The organism is Mycolicibacterium septicum DSM 44393, assembly GCF_000455325.1.
Taxonomy (GTDB): domain Bacteria; phylum Actinomycetota; class Actinomycetes; order Mycobacteriales; family Mycobacteriaceae; genus Mycobacterium; species Mycobacterium septicum.
Window position 1 is genome coordinate 472,701 of the sequence record NZ_HG322953.1, and the last position, 25,257, is coordinate 497,957.

13 protein-coding genes and 1 pseudogene are annotated in these 25,257 nt (G+C 69.0%); 13 read left to right on the forward strand and 1 reads right to left on the reverse strand.

What is annotated here, in order from left to right:
- The first annotated feature begins 81 nt into the window (after positions 1 to 81).
- From TX88_RS29095 to TX88_RS29135, 9 genes and pseudogenes are all read left to right on the forward strand, one after another.
- Positions 82 to 3,594: a non-ribosomal peptide synthetase gene (locus tag TX88_RS29095; RefSeq protein ID WP_044523068.1), complete on the forward strand. Its 3,513-nt coding sequence runs from the start codon at positions 82 to 84 to the stop codon at positions 3,592 to 3,594.
- Between the two features lie 61 nt (positions 3,595 to 3,655).
- Positions 3,656 to 4,414 (forward strand): AMP-binding protein, encoded by a 759-nt coding sequence (locus tag TX88_RS29100; RefSeq protein WP_162563228.1) that lies wholly within the window; start codon positions 3,656 to 3,658, stop codon positions 4,412 to 4,414.
- Complete coding sequence (locus TX88_RS29105) at positions 4,411 to 5,157, forward strand: thioesterase II family protein (protein ID WP_044523074.1); 747 nt, start codon at positions 4,411 to 4,413, stop codon at positions 5,155 to 5,157. Before TX88_RS29100 ends, TX88_RS29105 begins: the two co-directional genes overlap by 4 nt.
- Positions 5,147 to 6,475 carry a beta-ketoacyl [acyl carrier protein] synthase domain-containing protein gene (locus tag TX88_RS29110; protein WP_044523076.1) on the forward strand — a complete coding sequence of 443 codons (1,329 nt, stop codon included), beginning with the start codon at positions 5,147 to 5,149 and terminating at the stop codon, positions 6,473 to 6,475. Before TX88_RS29105 ends, TX88_RS29110 begins: the two co-directional genes overlap by 11 nt.
- Positions 6,472 to 9,463: pseudogene (gene mbtD / locus TX88_RS29115) on the forward strand (mycobactin polyketide synthase MbtD). Before TX88_RS29110 ends, mbtD begins: the two are co-directional and overlap by 4 nt.
- A gap of 1 nt (position 9,464) precedes the next feature.
- Complete coding sequence (locus TX88_RS29120) at positions 9,465 to 14,924, forward strand: non-ribosomal peptide synthetase (protein ID WP_044523081.1); 5,460 nt, start codon at positions 9,465 to 9,467, stop codon at positions 14,922 to 14,924.
- Positions 14,921 to 19,354, forward strand: a complete 4,434-nt coding sequence (locus tag TX88_RS29125) for a non-ribosomal peptide synthetase (protein WP_044523088.1) — start codon at positions 14,921 to 14,923, stop codon at positions 19,352 to 19,354. The genes TX88_RS29120 and TX88_RS29125 overlap by 4 nt, the downstream gene beginning before the upstream one ends.
- Positions 19,351 to 20,652: an NADPH-dependent L-lysine N(6)-monooxygenase MbtG gene (gene mbtG / locus TX88_RS29130; RefSeq protein ID WP_044523093.1), complete on the forward strand. Its 1,302-nt coding sequence runs from the start codon at positions 19,351 to 19,353 to the stop codon at positions 20,650 to 20,652. The genes TX88_RS29125 and mbtG overlap by 4 nt, the downstream gene beginning before the upstream one ends.
- Entirely contained in the window at positions 20,630 to 20,842 is a 213-nt protein-coding gene (locus TX88_RS29135) for an MbtH family protein (protein ID WP_044523097.1), read from the forward strand. Before mbtG ends, TX88_RS29135 begins: the two co-directional genes overlap by 23 nt.
- A 21-nt stretch (positions 20,843 to 20,863) precedes the next feature.
- Here the strand turns inward: TX88_RS29135 and TX88_RS29140 are convergent, their stop codons facing one another.
- Complete coding sequence (locus tag TX88_RS29140; protein ID WP_039322059.1) at positions 20,864 to 21,178, reverse strand: type II toxin-antitoxin system VapB family antitoxin; 315 nt, start codon at positions 21,176 to 21,178, stop codon at positions 20,864 to 20,866.
- Positions 21,179 to 21,383: 205 nt separating this feature from the next.
- On the opposite strand from TX88_RS29140, the gene hrcA reads away from it, so the two are divergent.
- The 4 genes from hrcA to TX88_RS29160 are packed head-to-tail and all read left to right on the forward strand — an operon-like array spanning position 21,384 to position 25,182.
- Positions 21,384 to 22,415, forward strand: a complete 1,032-nt coding sequence (hrcA, locus tag TX88_RS29145; RefSeq protein WP_044523103.1) for a heat-inducible transcriptional repressor HrcA — start codon at positions 21,384 to 21,386, stop codon at positions 22,413 to 22,415.
- 43 nt (positions 22,416 to 22,458) lie between these two features.
- Positions 22,459 to 23,601 carry a molecular chaperone DnaJ gene (gene dnaJ, locus TX88_RS29150; protein WP_044524229.1) on the forward strand — a complete coding sequence of 381 codons (1,143 nt, stop codon included), beginning with the start codon at positions 22,459 to 22,461 and terminating at the stop codon, positions 23,599 to 23,601.
- Between the two features lie 16 nt (positions 23,602 to 23,617).
- Positions 23,618 to 24,367 (forward strand): 16S rRNA (uracil(1498)-N(3))-methyltransferase, encoded by a 750-nt coding sequence (locus TX88_RS29155; RefSeq protein WP_044523107.1) that lies wholly within the window; start codon positions 23,618 to 23,620, stop codon positions 24,365 to 24,367.
- A gap of 38 nt (positions 24,368 to 24,405) precedes the next feature.
- Entirely contained in the window at positions 24,406 to 25,182 is a 777-nt protein-coding gene (locus TX88_RS29160; protein ID WP_162563229.1) for a hypothetical protein, read from the forward strand.
- Positions 25,183 to 25,257 lie beyond the last annotated feature (75 nt).

Below are 25,257 nucleotides of genomic sequence, written 5' to 3' on the forward strand. Positions count from 1 at the left end.
GGTGGGTGTGTCAGCAGATCGAATATAGGGTAACCTTCACAAAGTTAGGGCAGCCTTTACTAATTGTTCGGAGGATGAAGCGTGGTGGCGACGAGTTCCCAGACGGTCCGCGACGAGGTCGCCGAACTCCTGGGGGTCAGCGCAGACGACGTCGATCCCAACACCGACCTGATCGCATCCGGTCTCGACTCGATCCGGATGATGTCGCTCTCGGGGCGGTGGCGTAAACAGGGCATCAACGTCGGATTCGCCGCTCTGGCAGCCAATCCCACCGTTGCCGCCTGGATCGACCTGGTCGCTGAGCACACTCCCGACGCCCCGGTCCAAGACTCCGTCCCCGGAACCTCAGGTCACGTCGCCGGCGATGCCGGCGAACCCTTCCCGTTGGCGCCCATCCAGCACGCCTTCTGGGTTGGGCGCAACCAGGATCAGCAGCTCGGTGGAGTCGGCGCCCATCTGTACGTCGAATTCGACGGCGCCGGTGTCGATCCGCAGCGACTGCGGGCGGCTGCGGCGAAACTGGCCGCGCGTCACCCGATGCTGCGGGTGGAGATCCTGCCCGACGGCACGCAGCGGATCGGAGACCGGCCGCTGCCGGTCACCGTCTACGACCTCCGCGACCTGGATGAGGCTGCGGCACAGGCGCAATTGGAATTGACCAGAGAATCCAAGTCGCATCAGATGCTGCACGACGAGGTACTGCAGCTGAGCCTGTCGCTGCTGCCGGACGGCCGCACACGTCTTCACGTCGACATGGACATGCAGTGCGCCGATGCGGTGAGTTACCGCAACTTCATGGCCGACCTGGCGGCGTTCTACCGCGGCACCGACCTGGCCGATCTCGGCTACACCTACCGTGAATACCGGGCCCAGCTGACAGCTTCGGTGCCGCCCCCCTCGGAGCGAGACCTGCAATGGTGGGCCGAACGGGTCCCGGATCTGCCGGATCCGCCTGCGCTGCCACTGGTTCCGCTGTCCGATCAGCGCAACCCACACCGCAGCATCCGGCTGTGGGAAACCCTCGACGTGGCGACCCGCGACGCGTTGTTCGCGGCGGCGCACCGGCGCGGGATCACCCCGGCCATGGCGGTCGGGGCGTCGTACGCCAACGCACTGGCGCACTGGTCGACGCAGTCGCGGTTCCTGCTCAACCTGCCGATGTTCGGCAGGGAGCTGTATCACCCCGATGTGGACAAGCTGGTCGGTGACTTCACCTCCTCGCTGTTGCTCGACATCGACCTGACCGGAGCCGATACCGCTGCGGCCCGGGCCCGGGTCGTGCAGGAGACGCTGCACGCCACCGCCGCGCATTCGTCGGTGTCCGGGCTCGACGTGCTGCGCGACATGAGCCGCCATCGCGGCAGCCAGACACTGGCCACCATCGTCTACACCAGCGCGCTCGGACTGGGCGATCTGTTCGCCGGTGACGTCACCGATCACTTCGGAGCGCCGGTGTGGACCATCTCGCAGGGACCCCAGGTGCTGATCGACGCCCAGGCGACCCCGCTCGCCGAGGGCCTGATGATCAACTGGGACGTCCGGGTCGAGGCGTTCAGGCCGGGTGTGGCCGAGGCCATGTTCGCCTACCACCTGGACGAACTGCGCCGCCTGGCCACCGATGACTCCGCCTGGGATGCCCCGGATCCGCCCGCGGCGTCCGAGTCGCAGCGCCGGGTGCGGGCCGAGCTGAACGCGACGGCCTCGGCGCCCAGCGGCGACGTGCTGCACACCGGTTTCCTGGCCAACGCGGCCGCCACCCCGGACGCGCCTGCGGTGTTCTGCAGCGCCGGGAACCTCACCTACGGGGAGTTGCGGGAAAAGGTGCTGGCCGTGGCGGCCGCCCTGCAGTCCCGCGGGGTGTGCCACGGCGAAGTGGTCGCGGTGCTGGGTCCGAAGAGCGTCGAGCAGGTCATCGCGCTGTTGGCCATCTCGATGGTCGGCGCCGCGTACCTGCCGGTCGGGGTGGATCAGCCCGCCGATCGGGCCGCGCGCATCCTGCACACCGGTGGGGTGGACTTCGCCCTGGTCTGCGGTTCGGGGTCCGAGCATCCCGATCTGCCGCACCTGACCGTTGCCGACGCCGAGATCATCGGTGACCCGGCAGATTTCGAGCCGGTCGAGGTCACACTCTCGGACCTGGCATATGTGTTGTTCACGTCGGGCTCCACAGGCGAGCCCAAGGGCGTCGAGATCACCCACGATGCGGCGATGAACACCATCGAATTCATCAACGACCATTTCGAGATCGGTCCGGCGGATCGTTGCCTGGCGCTCTCGCACCTGGAGTGCGACCTGTCGGTGATCGACGTCTACGGGACGTTGCGTTCGGGCGGCTCGATGGTGGTCATCGACGAGGAACACCGCCGCGACCCCGACGTCTGGGTCAAGCTGATCGACGAGCACCAGGTCAGCGTCCTGCACTTCCTGACCGGCTGGCTGGAGATGCTGGTGGCCGCGACTGACGGGGCATCCTTGCCGTCATTGCGGGTGGTGCCCACCGGCGGCGACTGGGTGCGTCCGGACATGGTGCGCGCATTGCGTGCCGCGTCGCCCCGGGTGCGCTTCGCCGGGCTGGGCGGGGCCACGGAGACCGCGACGCACAACACCATCTTCGAAGTCGGATCCGGTGACGACGCGCTGCCGGCGCACTGGACCTCGGTGCCGTTCGGCGTCCCGCTGACCAACAACTGCTGCCGGGTGGTCGACTCCCGTGGCGAGGACTGCCCCGACTGGGTTCCGGGTGAGCTGTGGGTCGGTGGTCGCGGCATCGCCCGCGGATACCGTGGCCGGCCCGACCTGACCGCCGAACGGTTCGTCGAGCACGACGGGCGCCGCTGGTACCGCACCGGGGACCTGGTGCGGTCCTGGCCCGACGGCACGCTGGAATTCGTCGGCCGGGCCGATCACCGGATCAAGGTGAGTGGCTTCCGTATCGAGTTGGGTGAGGTCGAGGGCGCCTTGTGCCGGGTTCCCGGCGTGGACGCGGCCGTCGCGGTGCTGGTGCCCGTAGACGGCGGTCACGATCTGCTCGGCGCGCTGGTCCGCGCGGATCAGGCCGGCCTGGAGTCGGGCCTCGACCCTGAGGCGGTGACGACCGCACTGGCCGAGCTGGTGCCCGCGCACATGATTCCGCAGGTGCTGCTGGTCGCCGACGAGATTCCCTACGCGCGGGGCAAGACCGACCGCACCGCGGCCGTCCGGATGCTCTCGGCGGTGGGCGCCCCCGAGGCCCGGGGCTACCGGGCGCCGTCGGATCCGCTGGAAACCGCTCTGTGTGCGATCGTCGGCGACGTTCTCAGGCAGTCCGGTGTCGGTGTCGACGACGATTTCTTCGCCCTCGGCGGGGACTCGGTGCTGGGCACCCAGCTGGTGGCGCGGATCAGGGACTGGCTGGACACCTCGACCGTCATGGTCGCCGACGTCTTCGCGGCCCGAACGGTCGCCGAGATGGCCGCGCTGCTGGCCGGCCGGGAGGCGGGCTCGGACCGTCTGCAGCTGGTTTCTGAGCTGTATCTCGAGGTCGCAGGCATGGACAGCGCCGATGTGGCGTCCGAGTTGGAACGCACGGCCCCAGAACCCGCGTTCGGCAACTAAGGTTAGAGTTACTTCAGTTAGGGCAGGCTTTGCTTATCGTCAGGAGGTCGCTGTGGACGCCGTGAGTCGCACGACTACGCAGACCATGCACACCGTGGCGGCCGAACCGCTGCACCAGGGGTTCTTCGCGCACGCACAGGTTGCACCGGACGACATCGCGGTGTTCGGACCGACCACCCGTTGGACCTACGGGCAATTGCGGGAGCAGGCGCTGTCGGTATCCGGCGCACTGGCGGTGGCCGGAGTGCGCGTCGGCGACCGGGTGGCCGTCGTGGGGCCCACCGGCCTGGACACGGTGATCGCCACGCTCGGGATCCTGGCTGCGGGCGGCGTCTGTGTGCCGGTGGACACCGCCGAGCCGGCTGAGCCGGTCCTGGACCACACGGGTGTGCGGATGGCACTGTTCACCGGCGACGGACCGCCCAACTGGCTGCCCGCGCTCACCGTCTCCGAGGCACTGCGGATCGGAGAGCGCGCCTGCGGCGTCTCCCCGGTGCACTCCGGACCGCATGATCCCGCCTTCCTGGGATCGCTCGACGAGACGGGTTATGCGGTGGTGACTCACGCCGCGGCCCACGATGCCGTGATGGAACTCAGCGTCCGGCTGGGCGTCACCGGCGATGACCGCATCGGCGCGTTCTCCGCTGCGGGCGCTGCGGCTCCGATCCTCATGATGCTGGTGGCACTTACCGCGGGCGCAGCCGTCGTCGTCGCCGATGATGCGCCGCGACGCAACCTCGAACGGGGGATGAACGGCTTCGCCCTCGCTGTGCGGCATCGGGATGCGGTGGCTGCTCTCGACACCGCTGTGCCATCGTGACTGGGCCGGATACCCAGATCACCGTCAAGCCCTGGGTGAAGCGCTACTCAGGGTCCGAAAGCACAACAGCCACACTGGTATTCCCGCACGCCGGCGGAGCGGCACTGGCCTACCGCGGATTCGGTATGGCATTGGCCGCAGCCGGGTCCGATGCCTACGTCATGCAGTACCCCCAACGCGGCGACCGGCTGTCGCATCCGGCCGCACACACGGTGGGCGATCTGGCCAAAGATCTGTTCGATGCGGCCGATTGGGCCGGCATCGGATCGATCCGGCTGTTCGGACACTGCATGGGCGCTGTGGTGGCCTTCGAATTCGCGCGGATCGCAGAACGCAACGGTGTGGCGATCGATGCCCTGTGGGTGTCGGCCAGCGAGGCGCCGTCGGCCGTGGCGGCCGCACCCGCGCTGCCGATGGCCGAGTCCGAGATCCTCGCCGAGATGGTCGATCTCGGCGGCACCGATGAGGCGCTGCTCGCCGACGAGGATTTCGTCGAACTGCTGCTGATGGCGGTGCGGGCCGACTACGCGGCCTTCAACCGGTACTCGTGTGAGGCCGACGTGACGATCGCCTCCGACATCTATGCCCTCGGTGGCGACCGTGACCACCGTATCAGCGAGGACATGTTGCGGCGCTGGGAATCTCACACCACCGGGGCGTTCACATGCTCGATCTTCGACGGCGGGCATTTCTATCTCAACACCCAGCTCGAGGATGTGGCGGAGCTGGTCAATGAGCTCTAGCGGGCATCAACCCGGGCCAGACTCCGCCGACCCGGTGGTGATCGTTGGGATGGCGCTGGAAGCTCCCGGCGGGATCGACACCGCCGCCGGCTACTGGTCGATGCTGACCGAGCAGCGGGAGGCGCTGGGCCGATTTCCCACCGACCGAGGCTGGTCGGTGCGCGAACTGTTCGACGGCTCCCGGCGCGACGGGTTCAAGCGCATTCACGACCTCGGCGGATTCCTTTCCAGCGCAGCTGCATTCGACCCTGCGTTCTTCGGGATCTCACCGCGTGAGGCGGTGGCGATGGATCCGCAGCAACGCATCGGGCTGCGGATCGCGTGGCGCGCGCTGGAGAACAGCGGCATCAACCCCGACGACCTCGCCGGACACGACGTGGGTTGCTACGTCGGTGCGTCCGGCCTGGAGTACGGGCCGCCACTGTCGGAGTTCTCCCACCACAGCGGTCATCTGATCACCGGCACATCGCTGGGCGTCATTTCCGGCCGGATCGCCTACACGCTCGATCTGTGCGGTCCGGCGCTGACCATCGACACCTCGTGTTCGTCGGCGTTGACCGCGTTCCACACCGCCGTGGCCGCGGTACGGGTGGGGGACTGCGACATGGCGCTGGCAGGCGGTGTCTGCGTGATGGGCACACCCGGGTACTTCGTCGAATTCTCCAAACAGCACGCATTGTCCGACGACGGGCACTGCCGGCCCTACAGCGCACACGCGAGCGGGACGGTGTGGGCCGAGGGCGCGGCGATGTTCGTATTGCAGCGCAGATCCGCGGCCCTGCGGAACGGCCGGCGCATCCTGGCCGAGGTGCGCGCCACCGCCGTCAACCAGGACGGCCGGACCACCGGTCTGACTGCGCCCAGCGGCGGCGCCCAGCAGCGGTTGTTCGCCAAGGCGATCGAGCAGGCGGGCGTGCGACCGGAGGACGTCGGCATGATCGAAGGCCACGGCACCGGCACCCGACTCGGGGACCGGACCGAATTGCGTTCGCTGGCACAGACATACGGCGCCACGTCCCCGGGTGCCGGGGCTCTGTTGGGGTCGGTGAAATCCAACGTCGGTCACTCGCAGGCCGCCGCAGGCGGGCTCGGCCTGGCCAAGGTCATCCTGGCCGCCGAGCATGCGTCGATCCCCGCCACCCTGCACGTCGACGAGGTGAGCCGGGAGATCGACTGGGACACCCAGGGTTTGCGATTGGCCACCAAGCAGACCCAATGGTCCGCCGTCGACGGGCAGCGCATCGGCGCGGTCTCGGCCTTCGGGATGAGCGGCACCAACGCCCACGCGATCATCTCGGTTCCCGAGGCTGCAGCATGAGCGAAGTCGACGCCCTGCCCGACGGGCGCACATCTGTCCTGCTCAGCGCGCACGCAGAGGACCTGATCGGCACCGATGCCGCCGCCATCCTGCGCTATCTGGATTCGCGTCCCGAGGTGAGCGCCGGCGACGTCGCCGCCACCCTGCTGTCCACGCGGCGCCTGCGGCGTCACCGCGCTGTGGTCCGCGCCGCCGATCGTGACGAACTCGCCGCAGGGCTGCGTGCTCTCACCGAGGACGCGGATCATCCGCTGGTCACCCGGGTACAGGGCGGGTCCGCGGCTCCGGGGTCGAGTGCGCGCATCGCGTTCGTGTTCCCGGGCCAGGGCAGCCAGTGGCCATCGATGGGTGTGCAGGCCTACGACCGGCTGCCGGTCTACCGGGCCGAGGTCGACAAGTGCGCGGCCGAGTTTCGCAGCTGCGCGCGCTCTCACTGATTACTACTGCGACCCGGATTCGGGTGCGGTCACCAACGACTTCTCCCAGGTACAGATTCAGGGCGCCCAGTTCGTCCACGGTGTGGCGCTGGCCCGGGTCTGGCGTTCCTGCGGTGTGCTGCCCGATATCACCGTGGGCCACAGCCTGGGGGAGATCGGGGCGGCCTATGTGGCGGGCAGCATCAGCCTGCCGGAGGCCGTGGCCGTGGTGGTCGCCCGCGCGACCGTACTCGACCGGTTGACAGGCCCCTACCGGGTCGCGGTGCTCGGGATCACGCCCGACGAAGCGTCGAAAGTCGTGGCCGACACACCGGGCTGGCTCGAACTGTCGGTGGTGAACTCACGGTCATCGGTCGCGGTGTCGGGGGATACCGATGCGGTGGCCGCCGCAGTGGCCGCTGTGTCCGGCCGCGGATCGTTCGCCAAGGAAATCGAGATGTGGTTCCCGGCGCACACGACCGCGCTCGACTCGGCTCGCGCTGATCTCGAATCGATGCTTCCCGCAGCGCAATTCAGTGAGGCGCCGGTGCAGTTCATCGGCTCGGCCACCGCTGATGTGGTGGAAGCGGGCACTGGTTTCGCCGACTACTGGTACACGAATCTGCGCAGCACCGTGCGTTTCGACCGGGCCATCGAGACCGCCGCTCGGCGCGGTGCCCGGATCTTCGTGGAACTCTCCGCACATCCGGCGCTGCTGTTCGCCATGGGGGATCTGCTCGACGACGCGGCCGAACTCACCGGTGGTCCGGTGGTGATGGTGGGATCGGGCCGTCGCGATGAGCCGATCACCGAACGTCTCAGTGCCAACATCGTCTCGGTGGCGATGGCCGACACCGGCTACCGCTGGGGCGACCTCCCGAACCATGGCGCAACATCGCTTCGCGACTTCCCGTTCGCGCCGATGCGGACCGAACATCTCTGGGCGACACCGCAGCCGCTACCTCCGGTCGCCGGTGTGACGGTAGGTGTGGAGCACTGGGAGAAGGTGCCCCCGCTCGACACACCGGCCGGGCAGCGCCGCGTCGCGGTGCTGGATCTGGCTGCCGGGCAGGGGTCGGCGGGCGCGTTGGGCCGCGCGATCGAGGAGATCACCGAGACCACCGCTGTCGCACCCGCCGACGCCGACCTACTGGTCGTGGTGGCGCCGGTGTCCGACGAGGTCGACACCGTGACCGCGGCAGAAACGTTGAGCCGCCGCATCGACGACGGCCTGCTCGGCTATGTCGGGGCGATCGCCCCCGAGACCCGCGACGTGTGGCTGGTCACCGTCGGTGGGGAGCAGGTCCCCGGCGACGGCTCGTCGCGGCCCGAGGCGGCCGCGCTGACCGCGATGCACCGCAGCCTGGGCTACGAACATCCGGACCAGACGTTCCGGCACCTGGACCTGTCGCCCGGAACCCTCGGCACGGCCGCCGCGGCCGTGGCCGTCACCGCCATGTTGACGACCGCGCGCGATATCGCCCTGCGGGACAGCGACTCCGGGCCGACCCTCTGGCAGCGGGGGATGCGCGACGACACCTCCGAGGTCCGGTCCTGGACCGCGGAGTCGGGGATCTTCGACGAGGTGGTCATCACCGGCGGCGCCGGGGCGGTGGGCCTGCACTATGCCCGCCATCTGGCCGACCAGGGGGCGCGACGCATCGTGCTGCTCAGCCGCAGCGGACTCGACGATGCGCAGGTGGCCGCACTGGCGGCCGGCGGGACCGAGATCCTCGCGCCCCGATGCGATCTCACCGACCCGCCGCAAATCGCCGCAACTATCGCCGAGCTAGCGGTCGGCCCGGCATCGCTGGTGATCCACGCGGCCGCATCCGCCACCCTCGCCCCCGGCGGTGAGCTGACCGGCGCGACGGTGCGGGATACGTTCGCGGCCAAGGTCAGCGGCCTGGCCAACCTCACGACGGCATGGCCGCTGCGCCCGGGCGCCCGGATCGTGTTGTGTTCCTCGGTATCCGGCCTGTGGGGCGGATACGGCCACGCTGCCTACTCGGCAGCCAACCGGCTGCTGGACGCGCTGGGCGGGCAGCTGCGGGCCGAGGGCAGGCACTGCACCGCGGTGCGGTGGGGACTGTGGCCGGGCGACGGCATCATCGACCCGGCTGAGGTCGGCAGGGTCGAGAAGTCCGGGCTGCGGGCCATGGCGCCCGACCTCGCGGTCGAGGCCGGGCTGCGGGACTACCCGGCCGATCCGCTGGTGTTCACCGCCGACGCCGACCGGCTTCGGACGTTTCTCGGCGACACCGAAGAACGTGCCGTTGCGGCCGCCGGCGACACCCCCGAGGCGGCGGGCGGCGATGCGGCTGACGCCACGGGCGCGATGCGGATCGCACTGGGGTCGGTGCTGAAGCTGACCGACACCACCGCACTTGATTTCGACACGTCGTTACTGGATCTGGGCGTCGACTCACTGTTGGCGATCGATCTGCGCAAGAAGCTCAAGAAGGCCACCGGCCGATCAGTGCCGCTGGCCACCATCCTCGGTGGCGCCACCGCCGCCGAATTGATCGGGCATTTGGAAAGACCTGAAAAGGAAGCATTTTCGCGTGACTGACATGGTTAGTGCCGACTCGGCAGCCCCCCGCACCTCCGACGCGCGTCTGGAGCTGATGCGGCGCAGGCTTGCCGAACGGGGCCTGGCCTCGGCGTCGGGTGCGGAATCAGGGCAAGCCGCCGCGGGCAGCGAAAGCTCGCCGGTCGATCCGACCGTGCTGTCGGACGGGCAACGCCGGATGTGGTTCGTCCAGGGATTCGACCCGAGCGGGGTACTGCTCAACATCTGCCTGTCCTACCGGCTCAGTGGGGTGATCGACGCCGAGCGGCTGCACGATGCGCTGAATGCGGTGGCCCGTCGGCACCCGATCCTGCGCACCACCTATCGGGCCGACGAGAACGGCGAGCCCACCGCGACGGTCCACGATGACCTGAGCCCGGGCTGGGCGGTCCACGATCTGTCCGACAAATCCGAGCGGGCCCGCAAGCTGCGGCTGGAGGTGCTGGCCCAGCGCGAGTTCGGCACGGCCTTCGATCTGAGCAGCGACTCCCCGTTACGGATCTCGCTGCTCAAGACCGGGCCCGCCGAACACGTGATGCTGCTCGTCGCGCATCACATCGCCTGGGACGACGGGTCGTGGCGGGTCTTCTTCACCGACTTGACCCGGGCCTATTCCGGGGCGCAGCTCGCCGAGACGCCGCACGTGACGGCGGCCTCCGCCGGGGACGGCGGCGAGGACCTGGCGTACTGGCGTGAGGTGCTGGCAAACCCGCCGGAGCCGCTGGAGTTGCCCGGACCGTCGGGGTCAGTGGTTCCCAACGGCTTTCGGTCCCAGCGCAGCGCGGTGCGGTTGTCCGCCGAGACGGTTGCCCGCGTATCGGCGCTCGCCCGCGAAACCGGTGCCACGCCGTACATGGTCCTGCTGGCCGCCTTCGGCGCACTCATCCACCGCTACACCCATACCGACGATTTCCTGATCGCCACCCCGGTGCTCAACCGCGACACCGACGAAACCATCGGCTATTACGGCAACACGGTGGCGATGCGGCTGCGACCGCAGGGCTCGGCCGGGTTCCGGGATCTCGTCGCGGCCACCCGGGACACCGCCATCGGTGCCTTCACGCATCAACGGGTCAACCTCGACCGCGTGGTGGCCGAGCTCAACCCGGACCGCCGCCACGGGGCCGAGCGGATGACCCGGGTGAGCTTCGGGTTCCGCGAGCCCGACGGTGGCGGTTTCGCCCCGGAAGGCGTGACGAGCGAGCGTGCCGACCTGCGCGGCCAGCACACCCAGCTGCCACTGGGTTTCATGGTCGAACTCGACGCGGCCGGTGCGGTGGTGGAGGCCGAGCATCTCACCGAGGTGATGGACGCCGAGCTGGCCGCACAGATGCTGCGGCACTTCGTCGTGCTGCTCGACAGCGCGCTCGCCGAGCCCGACCGGCCGCTGTCGCGGCTGGACCTGTTCACCCCCGAGGACGCCGAATGGGTGCGCGCGGTATCCACCGGTGAGCAGTTCGAGACGCCGGCCACCACGTTGGCGGCGCTGGTCACCGAGCAGGCCGCCCGTACCCCCGAGGCCGTCGCGGTGGTCTACGAAGGCCGCCACTACACCTACCGCGAGATCAACGAGTCGGCGAACCGGTTGGCGCACTGGCTGATCGGGCAGGGCATCGGTACCGAGGACCGGGTAGCGGTACTGCTGGAGAAGTCGCCCGAACTGGTCATCACGGCGCTGGGCATCGTCAAGGCCGGCGCCGTGTACCTCCCGGTCGACCCGACCTATCCCGAGGACCGGCTCGCCTACATTCTCGAGGACTCCGATCCGAAAATCGTTCTGCGCGAGCCGGTCGACGGCCTGGAGAACTATCCGGCCACGGATCCGACCGACGCCGAGCGAATCCGGCCGCTGCGCCCGGACAACACCGCGTATCTGATCTACACGTCGGGATCCACCGGCCTGCCCAAGGGCGTGCCGGTGCCGCACCGGCCGATCGCGGAGTACTTCGTCTGGTTCGGCGGCGATTACCATGTCACCGAGGACGAACGCCTGCTGCAGGTGGCCTCGCAGAGCTTCGACGTGTCGATCGGCGAGATCTTCGGCATGCTCGCCGCCGGTGCGCGCCTGGTCATCCCGAAGCCGGGCGGGCTGGGCGACATCGGATACCTCACCGATCTGCTGCGCGACGAGGGCATCACCTCGATGCACTTCGTCCCGTCGCTGCTCGGGCTGTTCCTGTCGCTGCCCGGCGTCAACGAGTGGCGCACGCTGCAGCGCGTACCGATCGGCGGCGAGGCGCTGCCCGGGGAGATCGCCGACAAGTTCCTCGCCACGTTCGACTCCCTGCTGCACAACTTCTACGGGCCCACCGAGACGGTGCTCAACTGCACCCGCTACAAGGTGGAGGGCAAGCAGGGCGCGCGGATCGTGCCGATCGGCACGCCGAAGATCAACACCACGATCCACCTGCTCGACGATGCGCTGCAGCCGGTCCCGGTCGGGGTGATCGGTGAGATCTACATCGGCGGAACACATGTCGCGCACGGCTATCACGACCGCCCGCGCCTCACCGCGGAGCGGTTCGTCGCCGATCCGTTCAATCCCGGCGGACGGATGTACCGGTCGGGTGATCTGGCCCGGCGCAACGCCGACGGTGACATCGAATTCGTCGGCCGTGCCGACGAGCAGGTCAAGATCCGTGGCTTCCGAATCGAACTGGGCGAGGTCTCCGCGGCCATCTCCGTCGACCCGTCGGTGGGGCAGGCCGTGGTCGTGGTCAGCGACCTGCCGTCGCTGGGTAAGAGCCTGGTCGCCTACATCACGCCGGCCGCCGATGCCGAACAGGTCGAGATCGACCGGATCCGGGCCAGGGTGACCGCCGCGCTGCCCGAGTACATGATCCCGGCGGCGTTCGTCGAGCTGGCCGAGATCCCGATCACCGCGCACGGCAAGATCGATCGCCGGGCCCTGCCGGAGCCGGAGATCCGCTCGGCCACCGAGTTCCGCGCGCCGGACACCGAAACCGAACACGAGATCGTCGCCCTGTTCGGCGAGTTGCTCGAGCGGGACGGCGTCGGCGCGGACGACTCGTTCTTCGATCTGGGCGGTCACTCGCTGCTGGCCACCAAACTGGTTGCCGCGGTACGGACTCGCTGTGGTGTCGAACTCGGCGTGGCCGATGTGTTCGAGAACGCCACGGTGGCGGGCTTGGCGGCCAAGGTCGACGAACTGCGCGCATCGGGCCTCGGTGCCGGCCTGCCTGCCATCGTCGCCACCACCCATGACGGCCCGGCGCAGATGTCGGCGGCCCAGCACCGGCAGTGGTTCCAGTTCCGCATCGACGGACCCAACCCGGTCAACAACGTGCCTTTCGCCGCACGACTGACCGGCCCCTGCGATGTCGAAGCGCTGGCCACCGCGGTCAGCGATGTGGTCGCCCGCCACGAGATCCTGCGCACCACCTATCGCGAAATCGACGGTGTGCCTTATCAGGTGGTTCATCCCGCCGCTCCGGTCGAGGTGCGCCGTGCCGACGGCACGGGCGAGGACTGGGTGCAGGGCGAACTCGACGCCGAACGGCGGCACTGCTTCGACCTGGAGAACGAGTGGCCGGTCCGCGCCGCGATGTTGTCCACCCCAGATTCGCGTGTGCTGTCGCTGATCGTGCACCACATCGCCGCCGACCACTGGTCGGGCACAGTGCTGTTCACCGATCTGCTCACCGCCTACCACGCCCGCCGGGCCGGGCAGGCGCCCGAATGGGCAGCGCTGCCCGTGCAGTACGCCGACTTCGCGGCCTGGCAGGCCGAGGTGCTCTCGGGCGCAGAGGAGCGTGTCGAGGAGCAACGCGCCTACTGGACAAAGCAGTTGGCGGGGCTGTCGGGGGAGCCGGACGTCGAGAACGGCCTGCAGCCGGACTTCCCGAGGCCGCCGGTGCCGACCGGTGAGGGCAAGGCACTCGACTTCACCATCGACGCGGCACTGCGGGGCAAGATCGTCGAGCTCAGCCGGGAACTCGAAGTCACCGAGTTCATGGTGTTGCAGGCAGCCGTCGCCATCGCTCTGCACAAGGCCGGTCAGGGCAGCGACATCGCGCTGGGCACCCCGGTCGCCGGGCGCACCGCGCCCGAACTCGACGCGCTGATCGGGTTCTTCATCAACATCGTGGTGCTGCGCAACGACCTGTCCGGCAACCCCACCCTGCGCGAGGTGCTGCGCCGCTCCCGCGACATGGCGCTGGCCGCCTACAAGCATCAGGACCTGCCGTTCGACCGCGTCGTCGACGCGGTGAGCCCGGTGCGTTCGCTGGCGCGTAACCCGCTGTTCGGCGTCGTGGTGCACGTGCGTGAGGACCTGCCGGCCGAGCAGGTCATCGACTCGGGTGCTGATGGTGAAACCCGTTTCACGGCACTGGAACCCACATTCGATGTGGCCCACGCCGACCTGTCGCTCAACTTCTTCGCCGAAGCCGGCGCCGGGTATCGGGCCACCGTCATCTACCGCACCGAGCTCTACGAGGCGGCCACCGCGCAGCGTCTCGTGGGCTGGCTGCACCGCATCGTCGAGGCTTTTGCCGGCGACGCAAACCAGACGGTGCGCGACATCGTGGTTCTCGATGCGGCCGAACGCGACCTGCTGCTCGACGATTGGAGCCGCAAGGCGGTGCCGCCGGCCGGCCTGCCGCAGACCGAGGGCGCAGACCGCGTCTACCTGCTCGACGAGTGGCGTCGACCGGTGGCCATCGGTGTCACCGGGGACGTCTACTACGCCGGGGGTGCGGTCGGCCGTGCAGCCGGAGCCGCCCGGGGACCTGCCGCACAGCGCTTCGCGCCCAATCCTTTTGGTGAGGGACAGCTGTACCGCACCGGGGACCGGGGCCGCTGGACCACCGACGGCCGGCTTGAGCCGATCATCACCGGTGAGCCCCGCCTGCAGGCCGCGCTGGAAGCGCTCGACGGCGTCGCCGTCGCGGCGACCAGGCGGTGGGACGGCCGTGGCGCCGTCACTCTGGCGGGCTACGTGGTGCTCGAGCCGGCAGTGGCCGACACCGAAACCTTCCTGGACAACGCGCGGGCCGCGCTGCCCGAGGAGTTCGCCGGTGCCGTGCTCACCGTGGTCGGTGACATCGAACCCGCCACTCTGACCCGTCCGAGAGTCACCGCCTCTGCTCCGTCCGAGCCGCCGGCCACCCCGACCGAGCACACGCTGGCAGCGATGCTGGTCGATCTCCTCGGTGCCACCGAGGTGGGGCGGTACGACGACTTCTTCACCCTCGGCGGCGACAGCATCCTGGCTGTGCAGCTCGGTGCGCGGGCGCGCGATGCCGGCATGGCGATGACGGCACGGATGGTGTTCGAACATCCCGGGCTGGCCGACCTGGCCGCCGCGATCGACGCGGCGGGCGACGGCGCTGCCGAGGCCGACGTGCGCCATGAGCCGATGTCCGCATCAGGCCTGTCGCCCGACGAACTGGCCGCGCTGACCGCGGGATGGGGTCAGGACCAGGGGCTCTCGACATGACGACCACCGGAACGCCGCCCGGCGTCGAGGATGTCCTGGCGCTCAGCCCGCTGCAGCAGGGGCTGTACTCCCTGACCGGCCTGACCGAGGGGGACGACGGGGCCGATCCGTATGTCATCGCGATGGCCGCCGACGTCGACGGCGCGCTGGACCCGGAGCTGCTGAGGGCCTGTGCCGAGGCGATGCTGGTGCGTCATCCGAACCTGCGGGCCAGCTTCTTCCAGGGAAACCTGAGCCGCCCGGTGGCGGTGGTCCCGTCGGCGATCGAACTGCCCTGGCGGCATGTGCAGGCCGATGAAGCGCAGGCGGTCACGCTGGAGGCCGAGGAACGCGCCCGGCGGTTCGACCTCGGACGCGGGCCGCTGATCCGTTTCCTGCTCATCGAAAAGCCGGGCCTGCATTGGCGTCTGGTGATCGTCGCCCATCACATCGCGATCGACGGCTGGTCCCTGCCCGTCTTCGTCGGCGAACTCCTGGCGCTCTACGGGGCCAAGGGCGACGTCACCGCGCTGCCGTCCACGGTGCGCCCGTATCGCGATTACATCGGCTGGCTGGCCGGGCGCGATCAGCAGGCCAGCCGGGCACGGTGGCAGGCCCATCTGTACGGCATGGATGCGCCCACACTGCTGTCTCCGGTGCTGTCCGGGCGGGAGACCCAGCCGGGCCTGCCTGCGCGCACCGAGGTGAACCTCGACGAACAGCAGTCCGCCGCGATCTTCGAGGCGGCCCGTCGCCGGGGCATCACCGTCAACACCCTGTTCCAGATGGCCTGGGCAACAATCCTTTCCGTCTTCACCGACCGCACCGACGTGGTGTACGGCGTCACGGTGTCGGGGCGCCCGGACGAGCTGGCGGGCGTCGAGTCGATGGTCGGCCTGTTCATCAACACGGTGCCGCTGCGGGTCCGGGTCGACCCCAGCCTGCCGGTCGGCAGCCAGTGCCTTGCCCTGCAGCGCGAAGCCGCTGAGTTGCGGGAGCACAGCTACCTCAGCCACACCGAGCTGCGTTCGCTCGGCGGCATCGGCGAGTTGTACGACACCCTGCTGGTCTACGAGAACTTCCCGCCCGGGGGACTGGTCGGCAGCGACGAGTTCGACCTCGGCGGAGCGGTGCTGCGGCCGTCGGCGCTGGAGAGCCTGTCGCACTTCCCGGTGACCATCGCCGCCCATCCCACCCACGGTCGGCTCACGGTGCTCGTCGAAACCCTCGACGGGGCACTGGGACCGATCGATCCGCGTGCGCTGGGACTGCGGGTGCTGGGCGTCGTCCAGCGATTGTTGGACGGCTGGGAGCGTCCGCTGCGCGAGGTCGCCGTCACACTCGACGACGATCCGCAGCCGACCGGTGCACCAGCCGTTGCCGGCGATGACCGATTCCACACGGGCCTTCACATCGCGTTCAGTGAGACCGCCGAGGAGCGGCTCGGCTCGGTGGCATTGAGTTGGGACGGAGGAGAACTCAGCTATCGCGAACTCGACGACGCCGCCGACCGCCTGGCCGCCGAGCTGATCCGCCGTGGTGTGGGCGCCGAGACTCCGGTCCCCATCCGGTTGCGCCGAGGGCCCGACTACGTGGTGGCGATGCTCGCAGTACTCAAGGCGGGCGCGATGATCGTGCCGCTGGACCCGGCCATGCCCGAGGAACGGGTTGCCGAGATCCTGCGCCAGATCGGCGCAGCCCGGCCCGCGGAGCTCATCGTCGACGACGCGCTCCTGGCATCCGCCGGTTCCGAGCCCGAAGCCGACTACCGGCCCGCGCCGGTTCAGCCCGGCCAGGCCGCCTACATCGTGTTCACCTCCGGGACCACCGGAAAGCCCAAGGGAGTCATCGGAACCCATCAGGCGCTGCGCGCCTATGCCGCCGATCACGCCCACCACGTGTTGCAGCCCGCGGCCAAGCGCCTCGGCCGCCCGTTGCGGGTGGCGCACGCCTGGTCGTTCACCTTCGATGCGGCCTGGCAGCCGTTGGCGGCCCTGCTCGACGGGCACACCGTGCACATCGTCGCCGACGAGGTGCAGCGCGACGCCGAGGCGCTGGTGGACACCATCGGGCAGTTCGCGATCGACATGATCGACACCACCCCGTCGATGTTCGCCTCGCTGCGCGCGGCAGGGCTGCTCAGCCGGGTGCCACTGGCGGTGCTCGCGCTCGGCGGGGAGGCCATCGACACCGCCACCTGGCAGGGGATCCAGGCCGAGTGCGAGCGCACCTGGATGTCCGCGCACAACTGCTACGGCCCTACCGAGGCCACGGTGGAAGCCGTCGTCGCGGCGATCGCCGACCACGAGCAGCCGTGCATCGGTCACCCGACGGATTCGACCGCGGCCTATGTGCTCGACGGCTGGCTGCGTCCGGTTCCCGACGGTGTGTTCGGCGAACTGTATTTGGCCGGAGGCCAATTGACGCGCGGCTACCTCGGCCGGCCGGGGGAGACGGCGGGCAGGTTCGTCGCCGATCCGTTCACGCCGGGTGCCCGCATGTACCGCACCGGTGACGTGGTGCGCCGGAATCCGCGATCGAGTGCCATCGAGTTTCTCGGCCGCAGCGACGACCAGGTCAAGATCCGCGGCTTCCGCGTGGAACCCGGAGAGGTGGCCGCGACGCTGCACACCCATCCCGGGGTGCGGCATGCCCACGTGGCGGTACGTCAGCACCGCAGCGGGCCGCGCCTCGTCGCGTACGTGGTCACCGACAGTGCGGTCGCCGAGCTGCGCCGGATGCTGACCGCAACCCTGCCGAGACATCTGGTGCCTCACCACATCGTCGTCGTCGACGAGATCCCGCTGACCACCAACGGCAAGGTCGACGATGCCGCGCTGGCAGCGGTCGGCACCGGCGGGTCTGCCGAGGGGTCCGAGCATCCGGCCACCGAGACCGAGCGCGTGCTCGCCGAGGTGCTGGCCGAAGTCCTGGGAACCCCAGAGGGATCGGGTGTCGACGTCACCGCCGACTTCCTCGATCTCGGGTTGGACAGCATCGTGGCGCTGTCGGTCGTGCAGGCTGTGCGGCGCCGCGGCGTGGCGGTGCGGGCCCGGTTGATGCTGGACTGCGCGACCGTTCGCGAACTCGCGGCCGCGATCGACGCCGATGCGGTCGCCGTCGAGCGCGCTGACGATGCGGCCGACGAAGCGGCGGGGGGATCGGGTCCGATCCCGCTCCTGCCCAACGGGCGGTGGCTCTACCAGTACGGCGACCCGCGCCGGCTCGCGCAGACCGAGGTGTTCCGGCTGCCTGCGGGCATCACCGGTGCGCAGCTGGAGACGCTGTTGCGCAACGTGATCGACGGACACGAGGTGCTGCGCACCAGGCTGGACCGCGAGGCCCTGGCCTTGGTCGCGCACCCACCGCGCGAGGTGCTTTCGGAGGCGACGGGGTCGGGTGATCTCAACGCCACGGTGGCAGAGCAGGCCGAGCTCTCGGTACAGCGCATGGATCCGGAGAACGGATCGATGCTCGACGCGGTCTGGTTGCATCACCCGCAGGCTGAGGCCGGGCTGCTGATCCTGACCGCCCACGTGCTGGCGCTGGATCCGGCATCTTGGCGGATCCTCGTCGGTGAGCTCGAAAATGCCTGGCATGCACTGGCTTCCGGACGTGATCCGCTGCCGGTCCGCGAACACACCCCGCTGCGGCAGTGGTCACGTCTGCTCACCGAACGGGCGGCCGAACTCGGAACGTGCGGCTTCTGGGAGCAGCAGTTCGAGGGCGACGACCCTGACATCGGCGCCCGCCGGATCGATCCCGCCACCGACCGCATGGCCGACGTGACGATCACGATGGCCTTCGCCGAACCCGACGTGACCGCCCGGTTGTTGACCGGCGTGGTCCCCGTGACCGAGGTGCTGGCCGCGGCGACGGCTCGCGCCCTGACCGACTGGCGTCGGCACCGCGGCCAGCCGACCCCGGCGCCGTTGTTGGCGCTGGAAACCCACGGCAGGTCGGATGCGGTGGTGTCGGACCACGAGGTCGACACCGGTGACACCGCCGGTCTGCTCAGCATGATCTACCCGTTGCGCCTGGACGCCGACGGCGCCCGCGGTGTGGCCGCGCAGGTGGCAGCGATCCCCGGCGATGCCATCGACTACGGGCTGTTGCGTTACCTGCGCGAGGACACCGCCGAACGACTGGGAACTCATCGTGATCCGCAGGTACTGCTGAACTATCTGGGCCGGATCGAGCTGGATGCTTCCGATCATGCCCTGTTGCAGGACCGGTCATTGCAGACCGGAGTGACCCCGGTTCCAGAACCGAATGTCGCTGTGCGCCATGAACTGACGATCATGGCCGCGGTGATCGACCGCGACGGGTCAGCTGTGCTCGGCACCCAGTGGCGGTCCCTGCCAGACATTCTGTCCGCCGACGACATCGCCGCCCTGCAGGCGATGTGGCAGGACGCATTGCGAGAGGTGTTGCGAGAGGTGACCCAATGAGTGCCCCATCGGCCCCCACCCTGGCCGTCATCGGAGCCGGACCCAAAGCCATCGCGGTGGCCGCCAAGGCCGCCGAGTTGCGGGCGATGGGTGTGCCGGCCCCCGAGGTCGTCGTCGTCGAACGTGCCGGGGTGGCCGCCAACTGGCAGGCCGTCGGCGGCTGGACCGACGGCAACCACCGGCTCGGTACCGGACCCGAGAAGGACGTCGGCTTCCCGTACCGCTCCGCGCTGGTGCCGCGGCGCAACGCCGAACTCGACGAGCGGATGACCCGGCACAGTTGGCAGGCCTACCTGATCGCCACGGGTGGGTTCGCCGAATGGGTGGACCGCGGCAGGCCCGCGCCGACCCACAAGCGCTGGAGCCAGTATCTGCGCTGGGTGGCCGATGACATCGGTATGACCGTGGTTTCCGGTGACGTGGAACGGATCTCGGTCGACCCTGATGCGCACCGGTGGGTGCTGCACACCGCCGATGACACCGTCAGTGCCGACGGTCTGATGGTCACCGGGCCCGGTCAGGCCGAACGCTCGGTGCTGCCGGGCAACCCCCGGGTGATGTCCATCGCGCAGTTCTGGCATCAGGCCGGCAAGCACGAGATGATCACCGCCGAGCGGGTGGCGGTGATCGGCGGTGGTGAGACCGCCGCGTCGATGCTCAACGAGCTGTTCCGCCACCGGGTTTCGACCATCACGGTGATCTCGCCGACGGTCACCCTGTTCACCCGCGGCGAGGGATTCTTCGAGAACACCTTGTTCTCCGATCCGACCGGATGGACCGGGCTCACCCTGGCCGAGCGCCGGGATGCGCTGGCCCGCACCGATCGTGGCGTGTTCTCGGCGCGCGTTCAGGATGCACTGCTGGCCGACGATCGGATCCGCCATCTCCGTGGCCGGGTCGCCCACGCGGTGGCTCGTGACGAGCGGATCCGGTTGACGCTGTCCACCAACACCGGGGGCGAGGCGGTCGAGACCGTCCACGGCTTCGATCTGGTGATCGACGGGTCCGGCGCCGACGCGTTGTGGTTCGCCCCGTTGTTCAGCCAGGACGCCCTGGACCTGCTCGAGCTGGGCCTCGGCGGTCCGCTGAGCGGAGAATCCCTGCAGGAGCACATCGGTCACGACCTGGCCCTGACCGACGTCTTCCCCAAGTTGTTCCTTCCGGGGCTGGCCGGGCTCACCCAGGGCCCCGGCTTCCCGAACCTGAGCTGCCTTGGCCTGTTGTCCGACCGGGTGCTGGGTGCAGACCTGGCCCACCCCTCGATGAGGAGACTCGATGAGTTCCAATCCGTTCGATGACGAGAACGGCACGTTCCTTGTACTGGTCAACGATGAGCAGCAGCACAGCCTGTGGCCGGCGTTCGCCGATGTGCCGGCCGGCTGGCGGGTGGTCTTCGGTGCGGCCGGCCGCGACGAGTGCCTGAGCTACGTCGAGGCGAACTGGACGGATCTGCGGCCCGGCAGCCTGCGCGAGGCGATGGCGAACTAGGGGTCAGCTGGCCGAGGGCGGTTACGCCGGGCTGGGCGCGAGCGCGTCCATGTCGAACACCCGGGCGTGCAGGATGGTGCGGTTCCGCAGCGCTGCCCGCACGGCTCGGTGCAGGCCGTCTTCCAGGTAGATGTCGCCGCGCCATTTCACGGCGTGCGGGAACAGGTCGCCGTAGAACGTCGAGTCCTCGGACAGCAGCCGATCCAGGGCCAGCACCGTGGTGGTGGTGACGAGCTCGTCGAGGCGCAACTGGCGCGGCGGGATACGGGACCAGTCCCGATAGGACAGCCCGTGTTCCGGATAGGGTTTGCCCTCCTGGACGCCTTTGAAAATCATCGCCGGCCCGCGTCCGTCGCACTGTCGCGCGGTGTAGCCATCGGCATAGGTGCCTAGGCTAATACGTTCGCGGGTTGTTGCCTGCGCCGGTATCGCTCGGCGTATTTATCCCCAGCGCCCGCTGCGAATCGGTAAACCCGCTGCTGATCAGTAAAATGAACCGGGCAAAACAAAGTCATCGCTGTGGCGAAGGGTAGGTGAACTGGTGGGGAGTGCCGACGAACGTCGTTTCGAGGTGCTGCGCGCCATCGTCGCCGACTTCGTGGCCACCAAGGAGCCCATCGGCTCCAAGACGCTGGTGGACCGTCACAACCTCGGAGTGTCCAGCGCCACGGTCCGCAATGACATGGCGGTGCTGGAAGCCGAGGGCTACATCACCCAGCCGCACACCAGCTCGGGCCGGGTGCCCACCGAGAAGGGCTACCGCGAGTTCGTCGACCGGATCGACAACGTCAAGCCGTTGTCCTCGTCGGAACGTCGCGCGATCCTGTCATTCCTGGAGTCCGGGGTCGACCTCGACGACGTGCTGCGGCGCGCGGTGCGGCTGCTCGCGCAGCTGACCCGGCAGGTCGCGATCGTGCAGTACCCGACACTGTCCACCTCGTCCGTGCGTCACCTCGAGGTGGTCGCGCTGACCCCAGCGCGGCTGCTGCTGGTGGTCATCACCGATTCGGGCCGGGTCGATCAGCGCATCGTGGAGCTCGGCGATGCCATCGACGAGCATGAGCTGGGCAAACTGCGCGAGATGTTGGGGCAGGCGCTGGAAGGCAAGCCGCTGACCGCGGCATCGATCGCGGTCAGCGATCTGGCCACGCACCTCAATGGGCATGGTGCGCTGGCCGATGCTGTCGGCCGGTCGGCGACCGTGCTGGTCGAGATGCTCGTCGAGCACACCGAGGAACGACTGCTACTCGGCGGAACCGCCAACCTGACCCGCAACACCGCCGATTTCGGTGGATCGCTGCGGTCGGTGTTGGAGGCGCTGGAGGAGCAGGTGGTGGTGCTGAGGTTGTTGGCGGCCCAGCAGGAAGCGGGCAAGGTAACCGTGCGGATCGGTCATGAGACCGAGGCCGAACAGATGCTGGGAACGTCGGTGGTGAGTACGACGTACGGCAGTTCGGGCAAGGTGTACGGCGGAATGGGTGTGGTGGGTCCCACTCGAATGGACTATCCGGGAACCATCGCCAATGTCGCGGCGGTTGCTCTGTACATCGGCGAAGTCCTAGGTACCCGGTAAATCAGCCGGTTCGTCCGGCATGGAAAGGTCAGGCAAGGTCAGCGTGGCACGCGATTATTACGGCTTGCTCGGAGTGAGCAAAGGCGCGAGCGATTCGGAGGTCAAACGTGCCTACCGGCGGCTGGCGCGTGAGCTGCACCCCGACGTCAACCCCGACGAGGAAGCGCAGGCCCGGTTCACCGAGATCCAGGTCGCCTACGAGGTGCTCTCGGATCCGGAGAAGCGCCGCATAGTCGACATGGGCGGCGACCCGATGGAATCGGTCGGCGGAGCGCCCGGCGGGTTCAGCGGGTTCGGCGGTCTCGGTGACGTGTTCGAGGCGTTCTTCGGCGGCGGCACCGCGTCGCGCGGCCCGGTTGGCCGGGTGCGGCCCGGCGCCGATTCGCTGCTGCGGATGCGGCTGGACCTGGCGGAATGCGCCACCGGCGTGACCAAGCAGGTGACCGTGGACACCGCGGTGCTGTGCGATCTGTGCCACGGCAAGGGTACCAACGGCAATTCCACTCCCGTCGCCTGCGACACCTGTGACGGCCGCGGTGAGATCCAGACCGTGCAGCGCTCGCTGCTCGGCCAGGTGATGACCACCCGTCCGTGCCCGGTCTGCGGGGGAATCGGTGAGGTCATTCCCGATCCGTGTCACCGCTGCGGCGGCGACGGGAGGGTGCGCGCCCGACGCGAGATCAGTGTCAAGATCCCGGCCGGTGTCGGCGATGGTATGCGGGTACGGCTTGCCGCCCAAGGCGAGGTCGGACCCGGCGGCGGGCCTGCCGGTGACCTCTACGTCGAGGTCCACGAGAAGCAGCACGAAATCTTCGTCCGCGACGGCGACGATCTGCACTGCACCGTCTCGGTGCCGATGGTCGACGCGGCGCTGGGCACCACGGTCTCCGTCGACGCCATTCTCGACGGGCCCACCGAACTGACCATCGCCGCGGGCACCCAGCCCGGCTCGGTGACCACACTGCGAGGCCACGGCATGCCGCATCTGCGTTCCGGGGTTCGCGGTGACCTGCACGCCCACATCGATGTGGTGGTGCCGTCGCGGCTGGACAGCACCGACACCGACCTGCTGCGCAAGCTGAAGGAAAACCGCAGCCGCGATGCTGCGGAGGTGCGCTCGACACAGGCCGCGGCGAGTTCCGGCGGTCTGTTCAGCCGGCTGCGCGAGACGTTCTCCGGCCGCTGACGCCGCGGGCTACCCCATGAGCACAGCGCTTTTCTACGTCGACGCGCTGCCGGGCGCGGGGGAGCTCGCCGTCGTCGACGGTGACGAGGGTTTCCACGCGTCCAACGTGCGCCGCATTCGCGTCGGCGAACAGCTCGACCTCAGCGACGGCGCCGGGGTGCTGGCGCACTGTGTCGTCGAAGAGACCGCCAAGGGCCGGTTGTCGGCGCGGGTGACCGAACGGGTCGACATCGCGGTCCCACGCCCGACGGTCACCGTGGTGCAGGCGCTGCCCAAGTCCGATCGTTCAGAGCTGGCCGTCGAGCTGGCGACCGAGGCCGGTGCGGACGGCTTTGTCGCCTGGCAGGCGACTCGGTGCGTGGCCCGCTGGGACGGCCCGAAGGTGGACAAGGGCCTGCGGCGGTGGGAGGCGGTGGCGCGTTCGGCGGCCCGCCAGTCGCGCCGCGCGTACGTTCCCGCTGTCGAGGGCGTGGTCTCGACGCCTGCGCTCACCCAGCGCGTCGCCGACGCCGTGGCCGGCGGCGCGGTGGTGCTGGCGTTGCACGAGTCGGCCACCGAGCCCATTGCCGAACTGCCTCTGGGCCAAGCGGATTCACTGATGCTCATCGTCGGGCCGGAAGGCGGGATCGCCGACGAGGAGATCGCAGCGCTGACCGGGGCCGGCGCGAAGGCGGTCCGGCTGGGCCCGACGGTGCTGCGCACGTCGACTGCCGCCGCGGTGGCGCTGGGAGCGATCGGTGCGCTGACGGCGCGCTGGGAGATTTAGCGCCAACTGCGGGCCTGGCCAGGCATTACGCTCCATTTGTGAGTTTCCCGCCGCAAGGCCCGCAGCCGCCCTACGGACAGCCTCCTTATGGGCAGCCTTACGGGCAGCAGCCCCCGCATTGGCCACCGCCGCAGGGGCAGCCGTGGCAGGGCCAAGCGTGGCAGGGGCAGGCGGGCGCCCCGCCTCCATACGGTCAGCCGCCGCAGTGGTCCCCGGCGCGACCACCGATACGGCCCAAGAAATCGGGACTCGCCATCGCGATTGTTGCCGTCATCGCTGTCGTGGGCATCTCGTTCGTCGCATTCATGGGGTACGAGGTCATCAAAGTTGCTGGTGAGGGGCAGGACCGGGTTGCCAGTTCGGCATCTGATTTCTCAGATGTGTGCGAGAACGATCGGATCAGTAATGCCGCGGAGTATGGCAAGCCGTACAACGTCGTGGCCTTCTTCAAGGGTCTCGGAATCGTGGACGAAATCTGGCTGCCGGTCGCTGCCGACAAATGGACCACGTCCGACCAATTCGCCGAGATCAATGTCGTTGCCTGCCTGGATCGAAAAAGGGGTAGCGAGGTGAAATCCACGTCGTGCGTCGACGACGATGACGGGGACCGCGTCACCGTCGACTATTACTCGGTCGAATACGAGGTCACCTTCCGCGAGGCCAAGACCGGCAACGTCATCAAGAGCGGGGGAACAGTGCCCGGTACCGCCGGAAGCTGCCCCTTCATCGCCACCTACGACCGCGGGTCTCGGAAGATGTACGCCAGGCCCGACGAAGATGCGGTGCAGGCCACGTTGGGCGCGTTCGCGGGCTGATCCGACGCCGGTCCAGGTCCTGATGTCGCCTCCGCGCGCTGCGACGAGAGTGCAGCTTTTTGTGCCGACGCGGCC